General features: G+C 44.0%; 16 protein-coding genes and 2 pseudogenes. 12 read left to right on the top strand and 6 right to left on the bottom strand.

Annotation, left to right across the window (positions count from 1 at the left end):
- The first annotated feature begins 22 nt into the window (after nt 1–22).
- The 4 genes from pcrA (at nt 23) to SB658_RS18460 (ending at nt 6,650) form a co-directional block, all read left to right on the top strand.
- Nucleotides 23–2,242: a DNA helicase PcrA gene (gene pcrA, locus SB658_RS18445; protein WP_015383008.1), complete on the top strand. Its 2,220-nt coding sequence runs from the start codon at nt 23–25 to the stop codon at nt 2,240–2,242.
- Between the two features lie 23 nt (nt 2,243–2,265).
- Nucleotides 2,266–4,272: an NAD-dependent DNA ligase LigA gene (gene ligA / locus SB658_RS18450; protein ID WP_029726605.1), complete on the top strand. Its 2,007-nt coding sequence runs from the start codon at nt 2,266–2,268 to the stop codon at nt 4,270–4,272.
- Nucleotides 4,273–4,287: 15 nt separating this feature from the next.
- Complete coding sequence (locus SB658_RS18455) at nt 4,288–5,478, top strand: CamS family sex pheromone protein (RefSeq protein ID WP_003242795.1); 1,191 nt, start codon at nt 4,288–4,290, stop codon at nt 5,476–5,478.
- Between the two features lie 161 nt (nt 5,479–5,639).
- Nucleotides 5,640–6,650 carry a phosphotransferase enzyme family protein gene (locus SB658_RS18460; protein ID WP_003233909.1) on the top strand — a complete coding sequence of 337 codons (1,011 nt, stop codon included), beginning with the start codon at nt 5,640–5,642 and terminating at the stop codon, nt 6,648–6,650.
- 37 nt (nt 6,651–6,687) lie between these two features.
- Here SB658_RS18460 and SB658_RS18465 read toward each other — a convergent pair whose 3' ends face one another.
- Nucleotides 6,688–7,386 (bottom strand): MgtC/SapB family protein, encoded by a 699-nt coding sequence (locus SB658_RS18465; RefSeq protein WP_010886431.1) that lies wholly within the window; start codon nt 7,384–7,386, stop codon nt 6,688–6,690.
- A 105-nt stretch (nt 7,387–7,491) separates the two neighbouring features.
- Complete coding sequence (opuE, locus tag SB658_RS18470; protein ID WP_003233905.1) at nt 7,492–8,970, bottom strand: proline transporter OpuE; 1,479 nt, start codon at nt 8,968–8,970, stop codon at nt 7,492–7,494.
- 413 nt (nt 8,971–9,383) lie between these two features.
- Here opuE and gatC point away from each other — a divergent pair, with 413 nt between their 5' ends.
- From gatC to gatB, 3 genes are read left to right on the top strand one after another with little or no spacing between them, the layout of a single operon-like run.
- Complete coding sequence (gene gatC / locus SB658_RS18475) at nt 9,384–9,674, top strand: Asp-tRNA(Asn)/Glu-tRNA(Gln) amidotransferase subunit GatC (protein WP_003219442.1); 291 nt, start codon at nt 9,384–9,386, stop codon at nt 9,672–9,674.
- Between the two features lie 15 nt (nt 9,675–9,689).
- Nucleotides 9,690–11,147: an Asp-tRNA(Asn)/Glu-tRNA(Gln) amidotransferase subunit GatA gene (gatA, locus tag SB658_RS18480; RefSeq protein WP_003233901.1), complete on the top strand. Its 1,458-nt coding sequence runs from the start codon at nt 9,690–9,692 to the stop codon at nt 11,145–11,147.
- A gap of 13 nt (nt 11,148–11,160) precedes the next feature.
- Nucleotides 11,161–12,591, top strand: coding sequence for an Asp-tRNA(Asn)/Glu-tRNA(Gln) amidotransferase subunit GatB (gene gatB, locus SB658_RS18485; protein WP_003219444.1), 1,431 nt, complete (start codon nt 11,161–11,163; stop codon nt 12,589–12,591).
- 14 nt (nt 12,592–12,605) lie between these two features.
- On the opposite strand, the pseudogene SB658_RS18490 reads toward gatB, so the two are convergent.
- Nucleotides 12,606–13,476 (bottom strand): annotated as a pseudogene (locus tag SB658_RS18490) (TetR/AcrR family transcriptional regulator).
- A gap of 131 nt (nt 13,477–13,607) precedes the next feature.
- Here SB658_RS18490 and srfP point away from each other — a divergent pair.
- From srfP to SB658_RS18515, 5 genes are all read left to right on the top strand, one after another.
- Nucleotides 13,608–16,766: a surfactin resistance protein SrfP gene (srfP, locus tag SB658_RS18495; protein WP_119899097.1), complete on the top strand. Its 3,159-nt coding sequence runs from the start codon at nt 13,608–13,610 to the stop codon at nt 16,764–16,766.
- 151 nt (nt 16,767–16,917) lie between these two features.
- A complete protein-coding gene (locus SB658_RS18500) occupies nt 16,918–17,829 on the top strand; it encodes a diacylglycerol kinase (RefSeq protein ID WP_003233894.1) in 912 nt (303 codons plus the stop codon).
- Nucleotides 17,830–17,884: 55 nt separating this feature from the next.
- Nucleotides 17,885–19,267 (top strand): 23S rRNA (uracil(1939)-C(5))-methyltransferase RlmD, encoded by a 1,383-nt coding sequence (gene rlmD / locus SB658_RS18505; RefSeq protein WP_144500864.1) that lies wholly within the window; start codon nt 17,885–17,887, stop codon nt 19,265–19,267.
- Nucleotides 19,268–19,638: 371 nt separating this feature from the next.
- Nucleotides 19,639–20,787, top strand: coding sequence for a DNA cytosine methyltransferase (locus SB658_RS18510; RefSeq protein ID WP_048655145.1), 1,149 nt, complete (start codon nt 19,639–19,641; stop codon nt 20,785–20,787).
- Nucleotides 20,768–21,850 (top strand): restriction endonuclease, encoded by a 1,083-nt coding sequence (locus tag SB658_RS18515; RefSeq protein ID WP_200878692.1) that lies wholly within the window; start codon nt 20,768–20,770, stop codon nt 21,848–21,850. Before SB658_RS18510 ends, SB658_RS18515 begins: the two co-directional genes overlap by 20 nt.
- An 815-nt stretch (nt 21,851–22,665) precedes the next feature.
- On the opposite strand, the pseudogene SB658_RS18520 reads toward SB658_RS18515, so the two are convergent.
- The 3 genes and pseudogenes from SB658_RS18520 to SB658_RS18530 all read right to left on the bottom strand — a co-directional run bounded on the left by SB658_RS18520 (nt 22,666) and on the right by SB658_RS18530 (nt 25,343).
- Nucleotides 22,666–22,964, bottom strand: a pseudogene (locus tag SB658_RS18520) (hypothetical protein).
- 84 nt (nt 22,965–23,048) lie between these two features.
- On the bottom strand, nt 23,049–23,444 hold the full coding sequence (locus tag SB658_RS18525; protein WP_048655144.1) for an immunity 22 family protein: 396 nt from the start codon (nt 23,442–23,444) through the stop codon (nt 23,049–23,051).
- A gap of 12 nt (nt 23,445–23,456) precedes the next feature.
- Entirely contained in the window at nt 23,457–25,343 is a 1,887-nt protein-coding gene (locus tag SB658_RS18530) for a ribonuclease YeeF family protein (RefSeq protein ID WP_144500863.1), read from the bottom strand.
- Between the last annotated feature and the right edge of the window lie 14 nt (nt 25,344–25,357).

Consider the following 25,357-nt stretch of genomic DNA (forward strand, 5'->3'; position numbering starts at 1 on the left):
TGTATAGGCGGGTGAACAAATTTTGAATTATATTAGCAATCAATTACTAAGCGGTTTAAACCCCGTTCAGCAGGAAGCAGTCAAAACAACGGACGGGCCCCTTTTGCTGATGGCGGGAGCGGGAAGCGGAAAGACGCGTGTCCTGACACACAGAATTGCTTATTTAATGGCAGAGAAGCATGTGGCGCCGTGGAACATTCTGGCGATCACATTTACAAATAAAGCGGCACGCGAAATGAAAGAACGTGTGGAAAGCATCCTTGGACCCGGCGCGGACGATATCTGGATTTCCACATTCCACAGCATGTGCGTGCGGATCTTGCGCAGAGATATCGACCGGATTGGGATCAACCGAAATTTCTCCATCCTTGATACGGCTGACCAGCTTTCAGTGATCAAGGGGATTTTGAAGGAGCGCAATCTTGATCCGAAGAAGTTTGACCCGAGAAGCATCCTCGGTACGATCAGCAGTGCGAAAAACGAATTGACCGAACCGGAGGAATTCTCTAAAGTTGCTGGCGGCTACTACGATCAGGTGGTCAGCGATGTATATGCTGATTATCAGAAGAAGCTATTGAAAAACCAGTCGCTCGATTTTGACGATTTGATTATGACGACGATTAAACTGTTTGACCGAGTGCCTGAAGTGCTTGAATTTTATCAGCGCAAATTCCAGTACATCCATGTTGATGAGTATCAGGATACGAACAGGGCGCAATACATGCTCGTTAAGCAGCTTGCCGAGCGTTTCCAGAACCTTTGCGTTGTGGGGGATTCTGATCAGTCAATCTACAGATGGCGCGGCGCGGATATCACCAACATCCTTTCATTTGAAAAAGATTATCCGAATGCAAGCGTGATTTTGCTAGAACAAAACTATCGTTCAACGAAACGGATTTTGCGCGCGGCAAACGAGGTCATTAAAAACAACTCTAACCGCAAACCGAAAAATTTGTGGACGGAAAACGACGAGGGCATCAAAATTTCCTATTATCGCGGTGATAATGAATTCGGTGAAGGACAATTTGTGGCCGGTAAAATTCATCAGCTTCACAGCTCAGGCAAGCGGAAGCTGTCGGATATCGCCATTTTATACCGGACAAACGCGCAGTCCCGTGTGATTGAGGAAACGCTTCTCAAAGCGGGTTTGAACTATAACATTGTCGGCGGCACAAAGTTCTATGACAGAAAAGAAATTAAAGACATTCTTGCGTACCTGCGCCTCGTATCCAATCCGGATGACGATATCAGTTTCACGCGCATTGTCAATGTGCCGAAGCGCGGAGTCGGCGCGACATCACTTGAAAAAATCGCTTCGTATGCGGCCATAAACGGCTTGTCCTTTTTCCAAGCGATTCAGCAGGTTGATTTTATCGGCGTCAGTGCCAAAGCGGCAAACGCGCTTGACAGCTTTAGACAGATGATTGAAAACCTGACCAATATGCAGGATTACTTATCCATTACAGAGCTGACAGAAGAAATTCTTGATAAGACGGAATACAGAGAAATGCTGAAGGCCGAGAAATCGATCGAAGCCCAAAGCCGTTTAGAAAACATCGACGAGTTCCTGTCTGTTACGAAAAACTTTGAACAGAAAAGTGAAGACAAGACACTCGTTGCGTTCCTGACAGACTTGGCGTTAATCGCAGATATTGATCAGCTCGACCAGAAGGAGGAAGAGTCAGGCGGCAAGGATGCAATCACGCTGATGACACTGCACGCCGCGAAAGGACTGGAGTTCCCGGTTGTTTTCTTGATGGGGCTTGAAGAAGGCGTCTTCCCGCATAGCCGTTCACTCATGGAGGAAGCGGAAATGGAAGAAGAACGCCGCCTTGCGTACGTTGGGATTACAAGGGCTGAACAGGAGCTTTATCTGACCAATGCTAAAATGCGCACCTTGTTTGGCCGGACAAATATGAACCCGGAATCTCGCTTCATTGCTGAAATACCGGATGATTTATTGGAAAACCTAAATGAGAAAAAAGAAACGAGAGCGACGTCTGCGAGAAAAATGCAGCCGAGACGCGGCCCTGTTTCACGCCCGGTATCCTACGCCAGCAAAACAGGCGGCGACACCTTGAACTGGGCAGTCGGAGATAAGGCGGGCCATAAAAAATGGGGAACAGGAACTGTCGTCAGCGTGAAAGGCGAAGGAGAAGGGACGGAGCTCGATATTGCCTTCCCGAGCCCTGTCGGCGTGAAACGCCTGTTAGCAGCATTTGCTCCTATTGAAAAGCAGTAATTGAAGAGGAAAGGAAGAAGCAGATGGACAAAGAAACAGCGAAGCAGCGGGCAGAAGAACTGCGCCGCACCATCAACAAGTATAGCTATGAATATTACACCTTAGATGAACCGAGCGTCCCAGATGCCGAATACGACAGATTGATGCAGGAGCTGATTGCGATTGAGGAGGAGCACCCAGACCTCAGAACGCCTGACTCTCCTACGCAGCGCGTCGGCGGAGCTGTGCTTGAAGCGTTTCAGAAAGTCACCCACGGCACACCGATGCTCAGTCTGGGCAACGCCTTTAATGCTGATGATCTTCGTGATTTCGACCGCCGTGTGCGCCAAGCCGTCGGTGACGATGTGGCGTATAATGTGGAGCTGAAAATAGACGGTCTTGCTGTTTCTCTCCGTTATGAAGACGGCTATTTTGTCAGAGGGGCCACAAGAGGTGACGGAACGACGGGAGAGGATATTACGGAGAATCTGAAGACGATCCGCAATATCCCGCTTAAAATGAACCGTGAGCTGTCGATCGAAGTGCGCGGCGAGGCGTATATGCCGAAGCGTTCGTTTGAAGCACTCAATGAGGAACGGATTAAAAATGAGGAAGAACCGTTCGCCAATCCGCGAAATGCCGCGGCGGGATCTCTCAGACAGCTCGATCCGAAAATTGCAGCGAAACGAAACCTCGATATCTTCGTCTACAGTATAGCGGAGCTTGACGAGATGGGTGTAGAGACGCAAAGCCAAGGGCTTGATTTTCTCGACGAACTCGGATTTAAAACGAATCAGGAACGAAAAAAATGCGGCAGCATAGAAGAAGTCATTACGCTGATCGATGAGCTTCAGGCGAAGCGCGCGGACCTGCCGTACGAAATAGACGGCATTGTCATTAAAGTCGATTCTCTCGATCAACAGGAGGAGCTCGGTTTTACGGCGAAAAGCCCGCGCTGGGCCATCGCGTATAAGTTTCCTGCTGAAGAGGTCGTGACGAAGCTTCTCGATATCGAATTAAATGTCGGCAGAACGGGTGTGATTACGCCGACTGCGATTCTTGAGCCGGTAAAAGTTGCCGGCACAACGGTCTCAAGAGCATCCCTTCATAACGAAGATTTAATTAAAGAGAAGGACATTCGGATTTTGGATAAGGTTGTCGTCAAAAAAGCGGGCGATATCATCCCGGAAGTTGTGAATGTCCTCGTTGACCAGCGCACAGGAGAAGAAAAGGAATTCAGCATGCCGACGGAATGTCCTGAATGCGGCAGTGAACTCGTCCGGATCGAAGGAGAAGTGGCGCTTCGCTGCATTAACCCTGAATGTCCGGCGCAAATCCGGGAAGGGCTTATCCATTTCGTTTCCCGGAATGCCATGAACATTGATGGGCTCGGCGAACGAGTGATCACACAGCTGTTTGAGGAAAACCTTGTCCGCAATGTGGCAGATTTATATAAGCTGACGAAGGAACGAGTCATCCAGCTCGAGCGCATGGGCGAAAAGTCCACTGAAAACCTGATCAGCTCCATCCAAAAATCAAAAGAAAATTCGTTAGAGCGCCTGCTGTTTGGGCTTGGCATCCGTTTTATCGGATCAAAGGCCGCAAAGACGCTTGCCATGCATTTTGAAAGCTTGGAGAACCTGAAAAAAGCCTCTAAAGAGGAACTTCTCGCGGTAGATGAAATCGGTGAAAAAATGGCTGATGCTGTGATCACCTATTTTCATAAAGAAGAAATGCTTGAACTCTTGAATGAACTTCAGGAGCTGGGCGTAAACACGCTCTACAAAGGCCCGAAAAAAGTAAAAGCAGAGGACAGCGACTCTTACTTTGCTGGTAAAACAATTGTTCTGACAGGAAAGCTGGAAGAGCTGTCAAGAAACGAAGCCAAAGCGCAAATCGAAGCGCTGGGCGGAAAGCTGACTGGAAGCGTCAGCAAAAACACAGACTTAGTCATCGCCGGAGAAGCGGCGGGAAGCAAGCTGACAAAAGCACAAGAGCTGAACATTGAAGTGTGGAATGAAGAACAGTTAATGGGAGAGCTAAAGAAATAAGAGGAGTGTTTTCTATTGAAAAAGACGTTGGCATTGGCGGCAACGGCGGCAGTATTAATGCTGTCTGCCTGCTCGTCAGGTTTCGGGGGGGAGAAGGAGGAAGAGATTACGCAAAAGACGGCGAAATCGTCAGAAAAAGCGATTGTCCCGAAATATAATATCTCTGACTCCTATTACAAAATGGTGCTGCCGTTTAAGGCAGGCAAAGCGCGCGGCTTAACAACGGAACAGCTGAATACAAGGCTGGACATTGACGAATTTGAAACAGGGCTGATGCGCCTTGCCCAAGATTCTTTCTCAACTGACGATTATCTGTTCCAAGAAGGACAATATTTAGATGAGGATACAGTATTAAGCTGGCTGGCACGGAAAAAAACGGGCTCTGATTTGAAAAAAGCCGAAAAAGAAGATAAGAACTTCAAAAATGAAGGCTTGAACCCGGCGCTCCCGAGTTCTGGTTCAACAGAAGAAAAGAACGAAAGCAGCCCGATTTATTTAGCATCCATGCTTGAGCACGATTATTTAGTCAGAAAAGACAAGAATTCTATCCAGCTTGGCGGCGTCATGATCGGACTGGCGTTAAACTCCGTGTATTACTATCGTGAAAAAACTGGCGACCCGCAAAAAGAAGTGGAGATTAAGGACAGCACGCTCCGCCAGCAGGGAGAAAAAATTGCACAGGAGGTTATTAACCGCCTCCGTAAAAAAGATAACTTGAAGAATGTGCCGATTACTGTCGCACTCTACAAGCAGGCGTCAAAAACATCGATTGTGCCGGGGAACTTCATCGCCAAAACAGAGGTCAAAGCAGGCTCTACTGATATCTCAAATTGGGATGATATTAATGAAAAATATGTATTCTATCCGGCAGATACAACCACAGCAGAAAAATACCCGGATGACACCGAGGTCTTTAAGCGGTTCAAAAACTCAATTGAAGAATATTTCCCGAACTATACAGGCGTTGTCGGTACAGCGCTGTATGAAAATGATGAAATGAAGAAAATGAAGATTGACATACCAATGCAATTCTACGGAAAAAGTGAAGTTGTCGCGTTTACCCAGTTCTTAACGGGTGAAGTGATGGACTACTACTCTAAGAGCTCAGTTGATGTCGAAGTCAATATCACGTCCTCAGACGGACAGGAAGCGGTCATTATCCGCAATGCCGGAGATAAAGAGCCGACTGTTCACATTTATGACTGATAGAAAACCCTTGTGCCATATTGGCACAAGGGTTTTTATGTTACAATTAACAGGAAAAGGGAAATTGTTTCCGCTTCTGCCGAAACACAAATCAAGGGGAGGTATGTTGATGCTGGAAATCGTGTGAAAACAATCATTATCAAATCTATAGCAATGAAAGGATGTTAGACGTGCATAAAGATATCAAAAAAATATTTCATGAAGAGCAGGTTTTGGCAGAAGCTGCAGCGAGATACGGTTTCTCAAAAGATCAGGTGCGTTTTCTGGCTGATGCGGAAAACTATGTATATGAATGTATGAAAGACAATCAACCTTATATTTTAAAGATTACCCATACGATTCGGAGATCTTCTGATTATATAATGGGAGAGATGGAATGGCTCCGTCACCTTGCAATAGGGGGAATTTCAGTAGCCAAACCGCTCCCGTCGCTGAACGGAAAAGACGTAGAAGCAGTGCCGGACGGAAACGGCGGGTCATTTTTATTGAGAGTGTATGAGAAAGCTCCGGGGCAAAAAGTGGATGAATCGGACTGGAATGAAACGCTATTTTATGAGCTTGGCAGATACACAGGCAGCATGCACAGCCTGACAAAAAGCTACAAATTGAGCAATCCCGCTTTCAAAAGACAGGAATGGGATGAAGAGGAGCAATTAAAGCTGAGAAAATATGTGCCTGAAGATCAGATAAAGGTGTTTCAGCAAGCCGATTCTTTGATGAATGAACTGCGGAGGCTCCCGAAAAGCCAGGACAGCTACGGCTTGGTGCATGCGGATCTGCACCATGGCAATTTTAACTGGGATCATGGCAAAATCACGGCATTTGATTTTGATGATATCGGCTACAACTGGTTTGTTAACGATATTAGCATTCTTCTCTACAATGTCCTGTGGTATCCTGTTGTGCCATATGATGATAAAGCTGCGTTTACAGAAGAATTTATGACGCATTTTATGAAAGGGTACTGGGAGGAAAATGAGCTTGACCCTGCATGGCTGATGATAATACCTGATTTCCTCCGCCTTCGCCATATGCTGATTTACGGATTGCTGCATCAGATGTTTGACCTTAACACAATAGGAGAAGAAGAAAAAGAAATGCTGGCCGGTTTCAGAAGAGATATAGAGAATGGCACGCCGATTACAGCATTTGATTTTTCAGCACTGGTGTAGATAGAAAAAGCCAATGGGATTCCAGTCCCATTGGCTTTTATAATGTATCACACTTCACGCCGACTACGCCTTCAATGGCTTTAATGTCATAGTAGACATCGGTCGTGTATCTGTTTTTATGGACGCGGACCTTCACTTCCATAATTGGAAAATCCTTTTCGCCCAGGTCGTCGATCCGAACGGAGTGTGCTTTGATATCTCTTCTTTTCATTTCTTTTAAAATCTCTGTCATTTTGTCTTTATCAGAAAGCGACATTCTGATGCGGATGTCTTTTTCCTGCAGGCGGTCGGGGCCTATTTTTCTGACCACCCATGGGAGAAATTCCACGCTGATCAGGATGAACAGAAGACTGGCAAACGCTTCTTTATAAAAACCGGCTCCCGTAGCAAGCCCGAGCCCCGCTGCCCCCCAGATCATGGCCGATGTCGTCAGGCCGGAAATGACATCATTGCTTTTTCGCAGGATGACACCGGCTCCGATAAACCCGACGCCGGAGATGATTTGTGCCGGCAGACGAAGCGGATCCATCATGATGCGGTAGTATTTAGGGAAATGATATGCCGCATTAATACTGACGATCGTCAGCATGCATGAGCTGACTGCGATGACAATACAGGTTTTTAATCCGAGCGGCTTATTTTTTAATTCGCGTTCAAGCCCGATGACCATGCCAATCAATGTGGCAATGCCCAATTTCAATAAAATATCAGGATCAATATACCAGCTCAACAGCAACTTCCCCCTTCTCTATGGTGTTTTTAAATAAATATGATTTTCTCACAGTATTTATCGCAAAACAAGAGCACAAAAGCCACCAAGCTGCGCTTGATGGCTTATTGCTTACTTTTTGCGTTTTAACAGCTTTTCCATGACACCGAATAATCGGTAAGAGGCTTTTGCAGGACGTTTTGTGATCATGCTGACAATGATGCCGGCAATCATACTGAGAATAAACCCAGGGATGATTTCGTACACACCGGTTGATTTTGCCAGGCCGGTTGTAATCCAGATCAACACGGTCGCAGCCCCGACAATCATGGCAGCAAGCGCGCCCCATTCGTTCATTCGCTTCCAATATAGACTGAGCAGAATCGCAGGTCCGAAAGCTGAACCGAAGCCGGCCCAAGCGTATCCGACCAAATCAAGAATGGTGCTGTTCGGGTTCAATGACAAGAGTACCGCGATAACGGCAATGACTAAGACGGACAATCGCCCGATCATGACCAATTCTTTATCAGAAGCTTTTCGTCTGAAAAATGACCGGTATAAATCCTCTGTTACAGCACTTGCTGTAACCAAGAGCTGTGAGGAAATCGAACTCATGATGGCAGCCAAAATAGCTGACAATAAGAACCCTGTAATTAATGGGTGGAACAAGATTTTAGAGAAGATAATGAAGATCATCTCCGGATCTTTTACAGCAACTCCGAATTTATGGGCGTATGCAACACCGATTAAACCCGTCAGCACGGAACCTAGAACTGTAATGATCATCCAGCTCATGCCGATTCGGCGTGCAGGCTTCAAATCTTTAATGTTTTTAATCGCCATAAATCGGACGATGATATGAGGCTGGCCGTAGTAGCCCAAGCCCCAGGCTAAATAGGAAATAATGCTAATGACGCTCGCGCCTTTAAAAATATCCAATAAGTGTGGGTTAACAGCGCCGATTTCATGGAGAGTCGGAGCAACGCCGCCCACATGGGTAAAAGCAACGATCGGCACAAGCACTAGTGCTGCAAACATGATCGCACCCTGCACGAAGTCAGTCAGACTGACAGCAAGGAAACCGCCAAACAGTGTGTATAACACGACAACTGCGGTGGTCAGAAACAGGCCTAATTTGTAATCCGCACCAAAAGCAGATTCAAACAGCCGTCCGCCAGATACCATACCGGAAGAGGTATACAATGTGAAAAAGATCATGATGATCAATGCAGATACGATTTTCAGCAGTGATGAAGAATGCTGGAATCGTTTATCAAAGAAATCAGGAATCGTAATCGCATCATCCGCCGCTTCCGTATAAGCACGCAGCCTTGGAGCCAGCAGCAAGTAATTTGAGTACGCCCCGATTGTAAGACCTAAAGCAAGCCATAAGGTGGACAGCCCTGTCGCAAACATCGCGCCGGGAACACCCATCAGCATCCATCCGCTCATATCGGCCGCACCGGCAGACAAAGCAGTAACGAATGGTCCGAGGCCTCTTCCTCCAAGCATGTAATCATTGATGTCAGTGGTTTTCTTGAATGCATACCAGCCGATTAACAGCATGGCAATAAAGTAAATTCCTAAAGATATAATAATTTCAATACTCACGTTTTACCCTCTCTTCATTTCTAATAATGTTGCATCACCTCTCAAATTGATGGTGCCAGTTAAGCAGCCTGGCGTAAGTGCAAAACAAAAGAAATTCCTTTGCGGGTGCACTTGGTAACTTAACCTAACAAAGTATTCCCGGCCATTCAAGCGATGAAACCTTGATCATGAGCGGGGAAAACCGTTGCAAACCTAGAAGGGAATAAAGAATAAAACGCTTTCAAGAAATAATTAAAGTAAAAATATTCAGAAAAATATTTCGTTTCTCCTTCTCCTCATTTTAGTATAAAATATATAGGGTATTGTTTCGAAAACACAGGCCTGTCTCAAGGCGGTTTGTTGCTTTAAAGGGCTTGTTTTTGATATGATCAGTATTATATGACTTAACGGAGAAATATGTGGAGGTGGATCATATGTCACGAATTTCAATAGAAGAAGTAAAGCACGTTGCGCACCTTGCAAGACTTGCAATTACTGAAGAAGAAGCAAAAATGTTCACTGAACAGCTCGACAGTATCATTTCATTTGCCGAGGAGCTTAATGAGGTTAACACAGACAATGTGGAGCCTACAACTCACGTGCTGAAAATGAAAAATGTCATGAGAGAAGATGAAGCGGGTAAAGGTCTTCCGGTTGAGGATGTCATGAAAAATGCGCCTGACCATAAAGACGGCTATATTCGTGTGCCATCAATTCTGGACTAAAGGAGGGACACAAGAATGTCATTATTTGATCATAAAATCACAGAATTAAAACAGCTCATACATAAAAAAGAGATTAAGATTTCTGATCTGGTTGACGAATCTTATAAACGCATCCAAGCGGTTGATGATAAGGTACAAGCCTTTTTGGCATTAGATGAAGAAAGAGCGCGCGCATACGCGAAGGAGCTTGATGAGGCGGTTGACGGGCGTTCTGAGCACGGTCTTCTTTTCGGTATGCCGATCGGCGTAAAAGATAATATCGTAACAAAAGGGCTGCGCACAACATGCTCCAGCAAAATTCTCGAAAACTTTGATCCGATCTATGACGCTACTGTCGTTCAGCGCCTTCAAGACGCTGAAGCGGTCACAATCGGAAAACTGAACATGGACGAATTCGCCATGGGATCATCTACCGAAAACTCAGCTTACAAGCTGACGAAAAACCCTTGGAACTTAGAAACAGTTCCCGGCGGTTCAAGCGGCGGATCTGCGGCTGCGGTTGCTGCGGGAGAAGTTCCGTTTTCTCTTGGATCTGACACAGGCGGCTCCATCCGTCAGCCGGCATCTTTCTGCGGCGTTGTCGGATTAAAACCTACATACGGACGTGTATCTCGTTACGGTCTGGTCGCATTTGCGTCTTCATTAGACCAAATCGGGCCGATTACACGTACGGTTGAGGATAACGCGTTTTTACTTCAAGCGATTTCCGGCGTAGACAAAATGGACTCCACGAGTGCAAATGTGGACGTGCCTGATTTTCTTTCTTCATTAACTGGCGACATCAAAGGACTGAAAATCGCCGTTCCGAAAGAATACCTTGGTGAAGGTGTCGGCAAAGAAGCGAGAGAATCTGTCCTGGCAGCGCTGAAAGTCCTTGAAGGTCTCGGCGCTACATGGGAAGAAGTGTCTCTTCCGCACAGTAAATACGCGCTTGCGACATATTACCTGCTGTCATCTTCTGAAGCGTCAGCGAACCTTGCACGCTTTGACGGCATCCGTTACGGCTACCGCACAGACAACGCGGATAACCTGATCGACCTTTACAAGCAAACGCGCGCTGAAGGTTTCGGAAATGAAGTCAAACGCCGCATCATGCTCGGAACGTTTGCTTTAAGCTCAGGCTACTACGATGCGTACTACAAAAAAGCGCAAAAAGTGCGTACGTTGATTAAGAAGGATTTCGAGGACGTATTTGAAAAATATGATGTTATTGTTGGACCGACTACACCGACACCTGCGTTTAAAATCGGTGAAAACACGAAGGATCCGCTCACAATGTACGCAAACGATATCTTAACGATTCCGGTCAACCTTGCCGGCGTACCGGGAATCAGCGTGCCATGCGGATTAGCAGACGGACTTCCGCTCGGCCTGCAAATCATCGGAAAACACTTTGATGAAAGCACTGTATACCGCGTTGCTCATGCATTTGAACAAGCGACAGACCATCATAAAGCAAAACCTGAACTGTAAGGGGTGAAAAGAATTGAACTTTGAAACGGTAATCGGACTTGAAGTCCACGTTGAGTTAAAAACAAAATCAAAAATTTTCTCAAGCTCTCCAACGCCATTCGGCGCGGAGGCGAATACGCAGACAAGCGTTATTGACCTCGGATATCCGGGCGTCCTGCCTGTTCTGAACAAAGAAGCCGTTGAATTCGCAATGAAAGCCGCTATGGCGCTCAACTGTGAGATCGCAACGGATACGAAGTTTGACCGCAAAAACTATTTCTATCCTGACAACCCGAAAGCGTATCAGATTTCTCAATTTGATAAGCCAATCGGCGAAAACGGCTGGATCGAAATTGAAGTCGGCGGAAAAACAAAACGCATCGGCATCACGCGCCTTCACCTTGAAGAAGATGCCGGAAAACTGACACACACAGGCGACGGCTATTCTCTTGTTGACTTCAACCGCCAAGGAACGCCGCTTGTTGAGATCGTATCAGAGCCGGATATCCGCACGCCGGAAGAAGCGTACGCGTATCTTGAAAAGCTGAAATCCATCATCCAGTATACAGGCGTTTCTGACTGTAAAATGGAAGAAGGCTCACTTCGCTGTGACGCCAATATCTCTCTTCGTCCGATCGGCCAAGAGGAATTCGGCACAAAAACAGAATTAAAAAACTTGAACTCCTTTGCGTTTGTTCAAAAAGGCCTTGAGCATGAAGAAAAACGCCAGGAGCAGGTTCTTCTTTCCGGCGGCGTCATCCAGCAAGAAACTCGCCGTTATGATGAAGCAACGAAGAAAACCATTCTTATGCGTGTCAAAGAGGGATCTGACGACTACCGTTACTTCCCAGAGCCGGATCTAGTCGAGCTCTACATTGATGATGAATGGAAGGAACGCGTAAAAGCAAGCATTCCTGAGCTTCCGGATGAGCGCCGCAAGCGTTATATCGAAGAGCTTGGCTTGCCTGCATATGACGCGATGGTTCTGACGCTGACAAAAGAAATGGCTGATTTCTTCGAAGAAACCGTTCAAAAAGGCGCTGAAGCCAAACAAGCGTCTAACTGGCTGATGGGTGAAGTGTCAGCTTACCTAAACGCTGAGCAAAAAGAGCTTGCCGATGTTGCCCTGACACCTGAAGGCCTTGCCGGCATGATCAAATTGATTGAAAAAGGAACCATTTCTTCTAAGATCGCGAAGAAAGTGTTTAAAGAATTGATTGAAAAAGGCGGCGACGCTGAGAAGATTGTGAAAGAGAAAGGCCTTGTTCAGATTTCTGACGAAGGCGTGCTTCTGAAGCTTGTCACTGAGGCGCTTGACAACAATCCTCAATCAATCGAAGACTTTAAAAACGGAAAAGACCGCGCGATCGGCTTCCTAGTCGGACAGATTATGAAAGCGTCCAAAGGACAAGCCAACCCGCCGATGGTCAACAAAATTCTGCTTGAAGAAATTAAAAAACGCTAATAAAAAAGCAGCCCTTAGAGGCTGCTTTTTTTATGGTCAAATTGAGATAAAGACAGAGATGAGGGCCCGAAGCCTTTCAACTTCTTTGTCGTTGGTTCCGGTCAAATTGGACAGCATGCCTTTAATAATCGGCTTGCGCGGTTTATCCTGAGTCAATTCTTCCTCGATAACATCAAGTGACACGGTGATATCCTCGGGCAGCGTGCTGTTTTCTTTCACTTTCTGAATGTCCTCAAGCAGCTGGTCTTTTCCCGCAGGCATCGGGTTGAAAATGTCTTTTGATACAATCGGATTGAGTGCAGAACGGCTCAGCCCCTGTACAAGATCATTCAGTCTCTCAATAATAAAGGCTGAGATTTCTTCTGCATCGATATTAAGCTCACCGTTAAATACCATCACGTTCATATAGGAATGCACAATGCCTCTTGCCATGATGGACAGATCTGCGACATACCGCTCGATTCCTTCGCCATAGGATACCAGCAAGGCGTTCCGGTACAGCTTATCCGTCTCCATGGTTACTTTGTAAAAGTATTGCTTGATTTCTTGATTTTCCGGAATGATATTTTCGGTAAGCAAAAGAACGATAAAATCTTTATGATCGCGAAAATCCTCAAATTGAGCGCCAATTTGCTTTTTTAACACTTCCTTAGGGGGCTTTCCGGCGAGATCTTCTTCTATATTTTTCATTTTGTTCATAGACATACCGATATAATATTCACAGGCAGATAACAGCAGCGCTTCTTTCGATTTGAAGTGCAAATAAAAAGCGCCCTTCGAAATGCCGCATTCACTGGCGATTTCTTGGATCGTCGTAGCTGCGAATCCTTTTTTCGCAAATAAACGAATGCTGGTTTTTATGATTCTCTCTTTTTTTTCATTCATGACGTGCTTCCCCTTAATCCTTGAAAAATTTAGTAAAATTTTCTGGTATATGAGTTGACGTTGTTGCGTTATAACGTTTAGTATTATATAGAATGACCAGTCAGTCAATAAAAAATGTAATGGAGGATATGATGAATCACGTTATTAATTTCGTTCTGAAAAACAAATTCGCCGTATGGCTGATGACGATTATTGTAACGGCAGCCGGCTTGTATGCGGGTATGAATATGAAGCAAGAGTCTATTCCTGACGTGAACATGCCTTACTTGACGATCAGCACGACATATCCGGGTGCGACACCAAGCCAAGTGGCTGATGAAGTGACCAAACCGGTTGAACAAGCCGTGCAGAACTTGGACGGTGTCAGTGTTGTGACTTCGACGTCCTATGAAAACGCATCGTCGGTCATGATTGAATATGATTATGAGAAAGATATGGACAAAGCGAAAACAGAAGCAGCTGAAGCGTTAGAAAACGTCAACCTGCCTGATGACGCGAAAGATCCGGAGATTTCACGCTACAGCTTGAACTCATTCCCGATTCTGACGCTGAGCGTGTCCAGTGATAAAGATAACCTGCAAGAGCTGACGAAACAAGTGGAGGACAGCCTCGTTTCTAAACTTGAAGGCATAGAAGGCGTTGCGTCCGTCCAAGTATCGGGCCAGCAGGTGGAAGAGGTTGAATTCTCTTTCAAAGAAGACAAACTGAAGGAATACGGCCTTGATGAAGATACTGTGAAGAAAGTGATTCAAGGTTCAGATGTGACAACTCCGCTTGGATTGTACACATTCGGAAATGAAGAAAAATCTGTCGTCGTCAGCGGCGATATTGAAACAATTAAAGATTTGAAGAATATGAGAATCCCGACGGCATCAGCTTCAAGTGCAGGCAGCAGCGCAGCATCTCAAGCGGCGGCGCAGAGTGCACAGGCAGCCCAAAGCGCACAAGCGGCAGCACAGGCGCAGCAAAGCGCAAGCACAGCAGTGCCGACGGTCAAGCTTTCTGACATTGCCACAATTAAAGATGTGAAAAAAGCTGAATCCGTTTCACGCACAAATGGCAAAGACAGCATCGGCATCAACATCGTCAAAGCAAACGATGCGAATACGGTAGAGGTTGCCGACAATGTCAAAGCTGAGCTGAAGAAGTTCAAAGAAGACCATAAAGGCTTCAATTACAGCGCAACTCTCGACATGGCGGAGCCGATCACACAGTCAGTTGACACGATGTTAAGCAAAGCCATCTTCGGTGCTATTTTTGCGATTGTGATTATTCTCTTATTCTTAAGAGATATCAAATCAACATTAATTTCTGTTGTTTCAATTCCATTATCATTGCTGATCGCACTCCTTGTGCTGCAGCAGCTTGATATCACATTGAATATTATGACGCTCGGCGCAATGACCGTTGCCATCGGACGTGTAGTCGATGACTCCATCGTTGTCATCGAGAACATTTACCGCCGCATGAGACTCAAAGATGAGCCGCTCCGCGGAAAAGCATTGGTTCGTGAAGCGACGAAGGAAATGTTTAAACCGATCATGTCATCGACGATCGTGACAATCGCGGTATTCCTGCCGCTCGCACTTGTTGGCGGACAAATCGGTGAATTGTTTATTCCATTTGCCTTAACGATTGTTTTTGCGCTTGCCGCATCCCTGGTGATTTCAATCACGCTTGTGCCGATGCTCGCACACAGCCTGTTCAAAAAATCATTAACGGGCGCGCCGATTAAAGCGAAAGAACACAAACCTGGCAGACTTGCAAACATCTATAAAAAAGTATTGAACTGGGCGCTGAGCCACAAATGGATCACGTCTATCATCGCTGTTCTGATGCTCCTTGGAAGCTTGTTCCTTGTACCGCTAATCGGTGCCAGCTACCTGCCGTCCGAGGAAGAAAAAACGATGCAGCTCACATACAGCCCAGAACCGGGTGAAACGAAAAAAGAAGCCGAAAATGAAGCTGAAAAAGCAGAAAAAATCCTGCTTGACCGCAAGCATGTCGATACGGTTCAGTATTCATTAGGCTCTGGCAGCCCGCTTGCCGGAGGAGATTCTAACGGTGCGTTATTCTATATCAAATATGAAAGCGACACACCTGACTTTGATAAAGAAAAAGATAACGTTCTGAAGGAAATCCAAAAGCAATCTGACCGCGGAGAATGGAAGTCACAGGACTTCAGCTCTTCAGGCAATAACAACCAATTAACATACTATGTGTATGGCGATTCTGAAAACGATATTAAAGACACGGTTAAAGACATTGAAAAAATCATGAAAGATGAAAAGGATCTGAAAAACGTAAATTCAGGCCTTTCCAGCACATATGATGAGTACACATTTGTCGCTGACCAAGAAAAACTAAGCAAACTCGGTTTAACTGCGTCTCAAATTTCTCAGGCCTTAATGTCACAAACATCACAAGAACCGCTCACAACTGTGAAAAAAGACGGCAAAGAGCTTGATGTGAACATTAAGACAGAAAAAGACGAGTATAAGAGTGTGAAAGATTTAGAGAATAAAAAGATCACTTCCGCGACTGGCCAGGAAGTCAAAATCGGCGATGTGGCAAAAGTGAAGGAAGGATCAACATCAGATACCGTGTCAAAACGTGACGGAAAAGTCTATGCGGATGTCACAGGTGAGGTTACATCTGACAACGTCACAGCCGTATCAACTGCTATCCAGAAGAAAATCGATAAGCTAGACCATCCTGATAACGTATCGATTGACACAGGCGGCGTATCAGCGGATATCGCTGATTCCTTCACGAAGCTCGGTTTAGCGATGCTGGCAGCAATAGCGATCGTTTACCTTGTGCTCGTGATTACCTTCGGCGGAGCACTAGCGCCATTTGCGATTCTGTTCTCATTGCCGTTCACAGTCATCGGTGCCCTGGTCGGACTTTACGTATCAGGTGAAACGATCAGTCTGAACGCCATGATCGGTATGCTCATGCTGATCGGTATCGTTGTCACGAATGCGATTGTCTTAATTGACCGCGTGATTCATAAGGAAGCGGAAGGCCTGTCTACGAGAGAAGCGCTCTTGGAAGCCGGCTCTACACGACTCCGTCCGATCCTGATGACAGCCATTGCGACAATCGGTGCCTTGATTCCATTAGCCCTCGGCTTCGAAGGCGGAAGCCAGGTCATTTCAAAAGGACTCGGCGTCACGGTTATCGGCGGTTTGATCAGTTCAACGCTTCTGACGCTCTTGATCGTGCCAATCGTATATGAAGTATTGGCGAAGTTCCGCAAGAAAAAACCGGGAACGGAAGAAGAGTAAAAAAACTAAAAGCCTCAGCTCTGCTGGGGCTTTTGTGCGTTTTCACCTGTAAGATTATGTACATTTTGTTGCGATTTTTTTAACTCATAGTATAATTAAAGGTTGTTAGTGTAAAAATGGATCGGATACTCTTAAGTAGGATGATGAGATAATGAAACGTGCACGCATAATATACAATCCGACTTCAGGACGGGAGATCTTTAAAAAGCATCTTGCCCAGGTCCTGCAAAAATTTGAACAAGCCGGCTATGAAACCTCCACCCATGCGACGACATGCGCAGGAGACGCTACACACGCTGCCAAGGAAGCGGCATTGCGTGAGTTTGACCTGATCATTGCGGCAGGTGGAGACGGAACGATCAACGAGGTCGTCAACGGGCTTGCGCCTTTAGACAACCGTCCGACACTCGGTGTGATTCCTGTCGGCACAACGAACGACTTCGCCAGAGCGCTCGGCATTCCGCGAGAGGATATTTTAAAAGCGGCAGATACGGTCATTAACGGCGTTGCCCGCCCGATTGATATCGGACAGGTCAACGGCCAGTATTTTATCAATATCGCCGGCGGAGGCCGTCTGACGGAGCTGACGTACGACGTGCCAAGCAAACTCAAAACAATGCTAGGCCAGCTTGCTTATTATTTAAAAGGAATGGAAATGCTGCCTTCACTTCGTCCGACAGAAGTCGAGATTGAATATGACGGCAAGCTGTTTCAGGGTGAAATCATGCTGTTTTTGGTCACGCTGACAAACTCCGTCGGCGGGTTCGAAAAACTCGCGCCGGATTCCAGCCTGAATGACGGCATGTTTGATTTGATGATACTAAAGAAAGCAAACCTTGCTGAATTTATCAGGGTCGCTACGATGGCGCTTCGCGGCGAACACATCAACGACCAGCACATTATTTATACAAAAGCGAACCGCGTGAAAGTCAATGTATCAGAAAAGATGCAGCTGAACCTGGACGGCGAGTACGGCGGCATGCTGCCGGGCGAATTCGTGAATCTGTATCGACACATTCACGTCGTCATGCCGAAGGAGAAAGCGGAACAGCTGGATGACTAAAACTTGGCTTTGTAAGCCAAGTTTTTCTTTCGCTTAAAACAAGAGGTGAACATACATGAAAATGAAACCCCCAGTAGAAAAAAACGAATACTATGACGTGACATTTGAGGATTTGACGCACGAAGGAGCGGGCGTCGCAAAGGTTCAAGGATTCCCGATCTTTGTGCCGAATGCCCTGCCCGAGGAAAAAGCGCAAATCAAAGTGACACGCGTCAAAAAAGGTTTTGCTTTCGGACGCTTGATTGAGCTGAAGGAAGAAAGCCCGCATAGAACGGACGCCCCATGCCCAATTTACAAGCAATGCGGCGGTTGCCAGCTTCAGCACATGACCTACGAAGGACAACTCTTGTTTAAACAAAAACAAGTCAAAGACGTCTTGGAACGGATCGGCAAGCTGGACCTGTCCAACGTCACCGTGCACCCGACACTCGGCATGCAAGACCCGTGGAACTACAGAAACAAAGCACAGGTGCCGGTAGGAGAACGGGAAGGCGGACTCGTCGCGGGATTCTATCAACAAAGAAGCCATGACATCATCGACATGAGCGCCTGCCTGATCCAGCAATCCAAAAACGACGAAGCCGTCCAAGCCGTCAAAGACATTTGCGCAAACTACGGTGTCAAAGCCTACAACGAAGAACGCCACAAAGGCTGGCTCCGACACATCATGGTCAGATACGGTGTGGTAACGGGAGAAATGATGATCGTCTTCATCACAAGAACGAACGATTTTCCGCACAAAGCGAAGATCATCGAAGACATCACAGCGCAATTCCCGCACGTCAAATCCATCGTGCAAAACATCAACCCAAACAAAACAAACGTCATTTTTGGCAACGAAACAAACGTCATCTGGGGAGAAGAATATATCTACGACCTCATCGGAGACGTCAAATTCGCCATCTCCGCCAGATCGTTCTATCAGGTTAATCCGGAGCAAACAAAAGTGCTCTACGACAAAGCGCTTGAATATGCGGAGCTTCAAGGTGAAGAAACCGTCATCGACGCCTACTGCGGAATCGGAACGATTTCTCTCTTCTTGGCGAAGCAAGCGAAAAAAGTGTACGGAGTAGAGATTGTGCCGGAAGCGATTGAAGACGCCAAACGAAATGCCGAGCTCAACGGCATCACAAACGCAGAGTTCGCGGTCGGAGAAGCGGAAACCGTGATTCCAAAATGGTATGAAGAAGGCATTGCAGCTGATACACTAGTCGTCGATCCGCCAAGAAAAGGCTGCGACGAAGCCCTCCTGCGTACGATTATGGAGATGAAACCGAAGCGGGTTGTGTACGTGTCCTGTAATCCTGGCACGCTTGCGAGGGATTTGCGGGTGCTTGAGGATGGCGGGTACGTGACGCGCGAAGTGCAGCCTGTGGATATGTTTCCGCATACGAATCATGTGGAGTGCTGTGTGTTGATAGAGAATATTAAGGAATAGGCAGAGGGGCCCGAGAACCTTTTATCGATTCTGGGCCTCCATCTATTTTATTTCAATTCTTTCTATTATGTGGTGTGGAATTATTAGGATTTAATACTTGAAATTAATGTATCCGTAATCCTTAATAAAAATCCTCTATAGTTTCTGATGCCTTCTTTTATTACTCTATGGTATGTCCGCAAATATTGATTAAAGATTCTCTACTACTTCATTCCTTTCTTTCTTTACAAGATATAGTGATGTATACATTAGTTTACTTGAAGAAAACAGTGCACTGCCTGTTTTGTTTTTACATTAAAAAATGTACTAATATGATATAATTCGATATAGCCAAAAACACAATTATTAGATGCAGAAAGGTTGCAAATAAAATGAGTTACCCAATATTTTCGTTTTTTTCAGGTTCAGGTTTTTTAGATCTTGGATTTGAAAATAGCGGTTTCGATGTAGTGTATGTAAATGAAATTCATACACCGTTTTTAAAGTCATACAAACATTCTAGAAACATGCTTAAAATAGAAGAGCCACGGTTTGGCTACCACAATGGTGATATAACGGAATTACTAGAGCAAGAGCATTTACGTGAATATATAGACATAATTAAGGCTGAAAATAGCGTTTTTGGATTTATCGGTGGACCTCCTTGTCCTGATTTTTCAGTCGGTGGTAAGAACAGAGGAAGAGAAGGAGAAAATGGAAAGCTGTCAGGGACCTATGTGGATTTGATATGCCAGCATAAACCTTCATTTTTCTTATTTGAAAATGTAAAGGGATTATGGCGAACCAAGAGACATAGAGAGTTTTTTGAAGAAATGAAAAGTAAGTTACATGCAAATGGATACGTAACAACGGAAAGATTAATTAATTCTCTAGAGTATGGCTCAGCTCAACATAGGGAACGGATTATCTTGCTTGGTTTCCGACGTGAACTATTAGATCAAGTGGGTTACAACATTGAAGATAAAGGTATCGATGCCATTCTTCCTAACGGTCTTTTCCCTTGGGAGAATCATTTGAAATACTCTATGGAAAAAATCGAAAATATCCCTTGGCCTATAGTGAATGAATTTGAGGAGGATTCAGTAATACCAAAACCAGAAGATATTATTGAGGAATTAACTGTTGAGCATTGGTTCCGTAAGAATGATGTAGACAATCATCCAAATAGCAAACAATTTTTCACTCCAAGGGCTGGTTTAGCCAAATTTCTTGTTATTGAAGAGGGTGATGACTCGAAAAAATCCTACAAACGCCTTCATCGCTGGAGATATTCACCTACGGCTGCATACGGGAATAACGAAGTTCATTTACATCCGTACAAAGCTAGAAGGCTGACAGTAGCAGAAGCATTAGCCATACAGTCATTACCAAAGAATTTTGAAATTCCGACGGATATTTCTTTAACTGATGCCTTTAAAACGGTTGGGAATGGAGTTCCATATTTAGCATCTTTGGGAATTGCAGAAACCATTAAGGATTTTTTAGGGGGATACAAGAGAAATGAGATTAACCGCAGCTGACATTGTTGCTTATATTGATCAATTGCCGAAAAATAGATCATTCCCATATATCAATCCAAGAACAAAAGGTCTTATTAAAATAGTGAGTGTTACAAAGCCAGAAGGACCTATTGTTATTAAACGTTATGATCCAAGTAAAGGAGGGACACCTTTTACAGCTAAAGATGAATCTATTTCAGCTGAAATGATATGGAGAGTCGCCAACGCTTTTTTTCCGAACCAACCAATTAACTTAGATCGTGTTTTAGGTGGCAGTTATAACACCCGCTCGGTATTGGAGGCTCTTATCGCCCACACACCACAGTTTTACTATTGTTATCCAGGACGAATTGAAAGTACCATGTCGAATTCTACTATAAGGAATGGACACAAGCATCTTATGTGGTGCCCTGAAAGACCTCACGAACTAGGATTAATGGTACAAATCGAAACGGATATTGTTATATCGGAAATCCCAAATGCAGATGCATTTTACGATTCGCTGATTCTACCAGAGGGAATTGTTCATAATGAAATTGATATTGAAATTAAAAGACGTCATTCGCAGATTCAAGTAGCTTTAATTATGATCGGCCAACAATTAGGATTTCGTACATGGATAGCTCAAAATGATAAAGGAATTATGTATAACAACAAGCGGGTTGGGGAAATGTCTGGAGTAGTAAATTCGTTACAGGATGAAAGATTAATTGCAGCATTTGATGGTGCGTATAATGCAGCTAAATTAATAGATTGCATTTGGTTTAAAAATGGGAAATTAATGCCTGCTGTCATGGAAGTTGAACACAGTACAGGTGTAACAAGTGGCCTAACCCGAATGAAAGGACTTCAAGAGGCACTGCCACCATTTCCTACAAGATATGTCATCGTCGCACCTGATGAGGATCGTAGCAAAGTATTAAGGGAAGCGAATCGGCCACAGTTTCACGAATTAAATGTCCGATATTTCCCTTATTCAGCAGTAGAAGAATTGTACTCATTGTGTCAAAGGAGAAAAATACGGGGAGTGACAGAAGAGTTTCTGGATAGCTTTATGGAACCAACAATTGGCTTATTGGGGTAAGATTAATAGAGTTACGATATGTGACTGGTGAATATAAAAGATGAGAGATTATTATATTTTCTTGGGAATTGGATTTAAAATAGAATTGTTAGACATTTGAACATAAATGAAGACACAATAAATGTAAGTAATCTTTTATAGGGACCTGATCCTTTATTAAGAAGTAGCAACAAAGACAATAATGAAGTAGAGTTATACAAAAGTAGCATGTCATATGCTACTAGTTCTAAGGGATAAAGAAAATAAGGGGTAATTCTTTATTACACTTTTGTACACATTAATAACCATAAACGGTGGTAGGTCAAGCTGTATGAGTGAGGAAGAATATTTATGTCAAAAGAATCCCTAAGAAAATAACTAAGGACTTACCAAATCATAAACGATTACTTTATAATAGCTATGCGATGTGCACTAAAGACTTGCTCAAATAAAAATTTAGTAGCACCAAGTAAATGTGCGTTTTGCCAAAAAAGAAAAATTATTAAGGCATGGGACGGTCAATCACTGTCTTTTTGATACTACATAAATATTGGTTAGTTACAGTACAAAGGAGATTACAATAAAATATAATTTATTGTAATCTCCCGAAATATTTTTGTTGAAAATACTAGATAGAGATTTCCATTCTTGAATTATTAAAAAATTCTAGTTACAAAAAATCAATAAGTTTTTTGTGAGGTAAGTAGCTTAAATAAGCCAGACAAAAGTTTAGAGACCATCTTTTTCTTTTAGAAAAATTTTTGTTGAAGTCCCGCAAATGGAAGTTTGGGCTTTTGCGTTAGTTTTTTTGAAGGGGTAGTGTAATTCTAGGGTATTTAATCCAGTTCATCATATTCTTTTAAAAGCTTTTCTGTCTTATGCATTTCTCTGAGCATCGGATTCATGTAGTCGCTAGCTGATTCTAGGTATGCTCTTGTCAAAGTGTCTAGTTTATTTCTAACTTTAGAGAGGTCTTCTTCGAATTGTTCCTCTGTTGAATGTTTGATAAATTCTTTTGCCTCTTCATATCTTTTTAATATGTTTTTCACCATTGGAGTTGGATTCTTTTGATTTATTGTTTTTATTACAGTGATTGTTAAATTATTTGTTTTATTAATTCTTTTCTTACTGTCAAGGTGATGCTCCTTTTATAAAGTGAGATGAGATAAAAATAAAGCCCTCAAGTAAGAGGGCTTTATTTTTATTTAGAATTTTTTACTTAAACATAGGGTACTGCACCAATAAATTTAAATGTATAATTTTTTGCGTTTATTTCTTTCTCCCTGCCGTCATATTCAAAATTATACAAAAGAACAGCAGCATTGATTTGTTCAGGAATTGCGGTACCTACTATGTTCTCAAATCGAGGTAAGATGACACTATCGTACGAACAGCCGCCAATTAGTTCAGATAAATTATTACAATTTTTTTCATGTGCAACTTTTTCTATAAAATCTTCATCTAATTCATCGATATCTATATCAAAATCAATTAAAAATTGGGAAGGGATAAAATCACCTTCATCTTCATTGTAATCTAATTCAACATATTTACTTAATGATTCATCATCATTTATACTTCCGATCCACAATGATACGAAATTTTGACGTTCCATATTAACCTCCTATTATTTAATCCTTAATCCTTCTGGCAGGGCTGCCGCTCCACCTTTTAGCCTATAGTTTGCCCAATTGTTTAATCTTCGGACAAACATATTATAGTTTAAGGATGAATCAATAATTCCTAGCAATTCATTATGAGCAGCGGTTGAACCCAATCCTCCGTGTTTACCAACTGGATTCACAAACTCGACTTTGTTTATGGCAGTTCTTAAATCTCTAATTTGTTCAGCTGTAACTCCCCAATGTTTGAAAGTAGGGGCCCGAGAAACTAAATGCCATTCGTGCATGCCGCCGGGTGCTCTCAATTGTCTTTCAATTGCTCTTCTAATTTTCTTATCTGTCCAAAGCTCATCAAGTTGCTTCGTTGTTAATGAGTTGAACCAATTATTAAATTCACCACTTTTTACTGTAGGAATTATTGTTTTTCTAGGTTTCTTTATGTTCTGTGTTTTTCTTTCAGTTTTTTGTAAGGCATTTGATTTCTGTTCTTCAATTTCTTTTTTCAGAAGCGATGTATTCTTTACATTATGCGTATTCTCAATATCCTGAGCAATCCCTGCAAAAGCGACTTGATTTTTACCTTTTAAAGCACTGCTGAAATCTTTTGTTTTCTGGATTCCTGTCTTTACATGTTTAGTAGTAGCTTTTTCTCCAGCTTCAAGCACTTTATCGATTTTGGCAGCACCTGCTTTACCAAGTTTACTTGTTACTTTCACAACAGAGCCAGCACCTTTTAGTCCGACGAGGCTCCCGACCACATAGGTAATATAATGAGATCGTGAGTATGCATCACCGTTAACCATTTTATCATTCCATGAATCTGCTATGTTTGTCCATATGATTTTTGCATAAGAAGGTATCTTCAATACAGTTGAAATTGTTTTGGCTAATTTTTGTTCTTCGGAGAGCTGGGAAAACTCCCACGCTCCGACAGCTAAATCTTTAACACCAGTCACAGTATCCTTAGCGACATCGTAGAGACCGACTCCAACTCCTTTCAGAACTTCCCATGTGGTTTCACCAACTTCTTCGAGCTGTTTTGCTTGCTCAAGCTGCACCACATACTGTAACTGTGCAGGCTCAAGGTTCTCATACCCAATCTTCTTCGCAATTTCTAAATATTCATCAGGGTCAGATACCCCATCCGCAAGCTTTTTCTTCAATTTTTCAATCTCGCGTTCCTTCGCTTCCTCTTTCTTAATCTTCAAGTAAGCATCCGTCCGCTTTTCAATGTCGCCTTTTTTCTTATGTATGTCGCTCTCACGGTACGCCTTGGCGTTGTAGTGGATGGGTGTGGCGTTTTTGCCTTTGCCCGTTGCTTCTTGGAGCTTTTGGAAGTCGGATTTGATGAATTGTTCGTTTGGTTCAGACAGGGCGTATTCTGACTTCAGGTCTTCGTCCAAGGCGTCCAATTTTTCCAGTGTTTTTTTGCGTTTGTCGTTGGCATCGGCCAGATCGTCTTTGAAGGTTTCTGTTGAAAACAGGTCGAGCGGGAGGATGTCGTCGATATCGTTTAGGATGTCTTTCATCGCTTTTTTCTGTTCGGACATGATGGATTTTGATTTTTTATTGGCATTTGCCAGTTCGTGCTCCAGGAAGGATTCTTCGATGTATGCGTCTGAGAGGCCTTTGTCTTCGGCGGCTCCGGCGATGCTGTTGAAAAATGCGATTTTCATGTCGATGTAGTCGATCCACTGGTCGGTGACGCCGACGTGGTCGTGGTAGAAGGCTTTGATGTTGCTGGCGCCTTTTCCCGAGAATTCACTGTCACTGAGATCAGCGACTCCTTTTAATGCTTTTCTCAAGTTCACCATTTGCGTTCTTAGTTCTTTGTACTCTTTTGCACGGTCTGTCGCTTCCGAAAGCAGTGTTTTCGCTTCAAATACTTTCATGACCATTTCCCTTC

Origin of the sequence: Bacillus sp. SIMBA_008 (assembly GCF_046535495.1) — a bacterium.
Lineage (GTDB): Bacteria > Bacillota > Bacilli > Bacillales > Bacillaceae > Bacillus > Bacillus subtilis.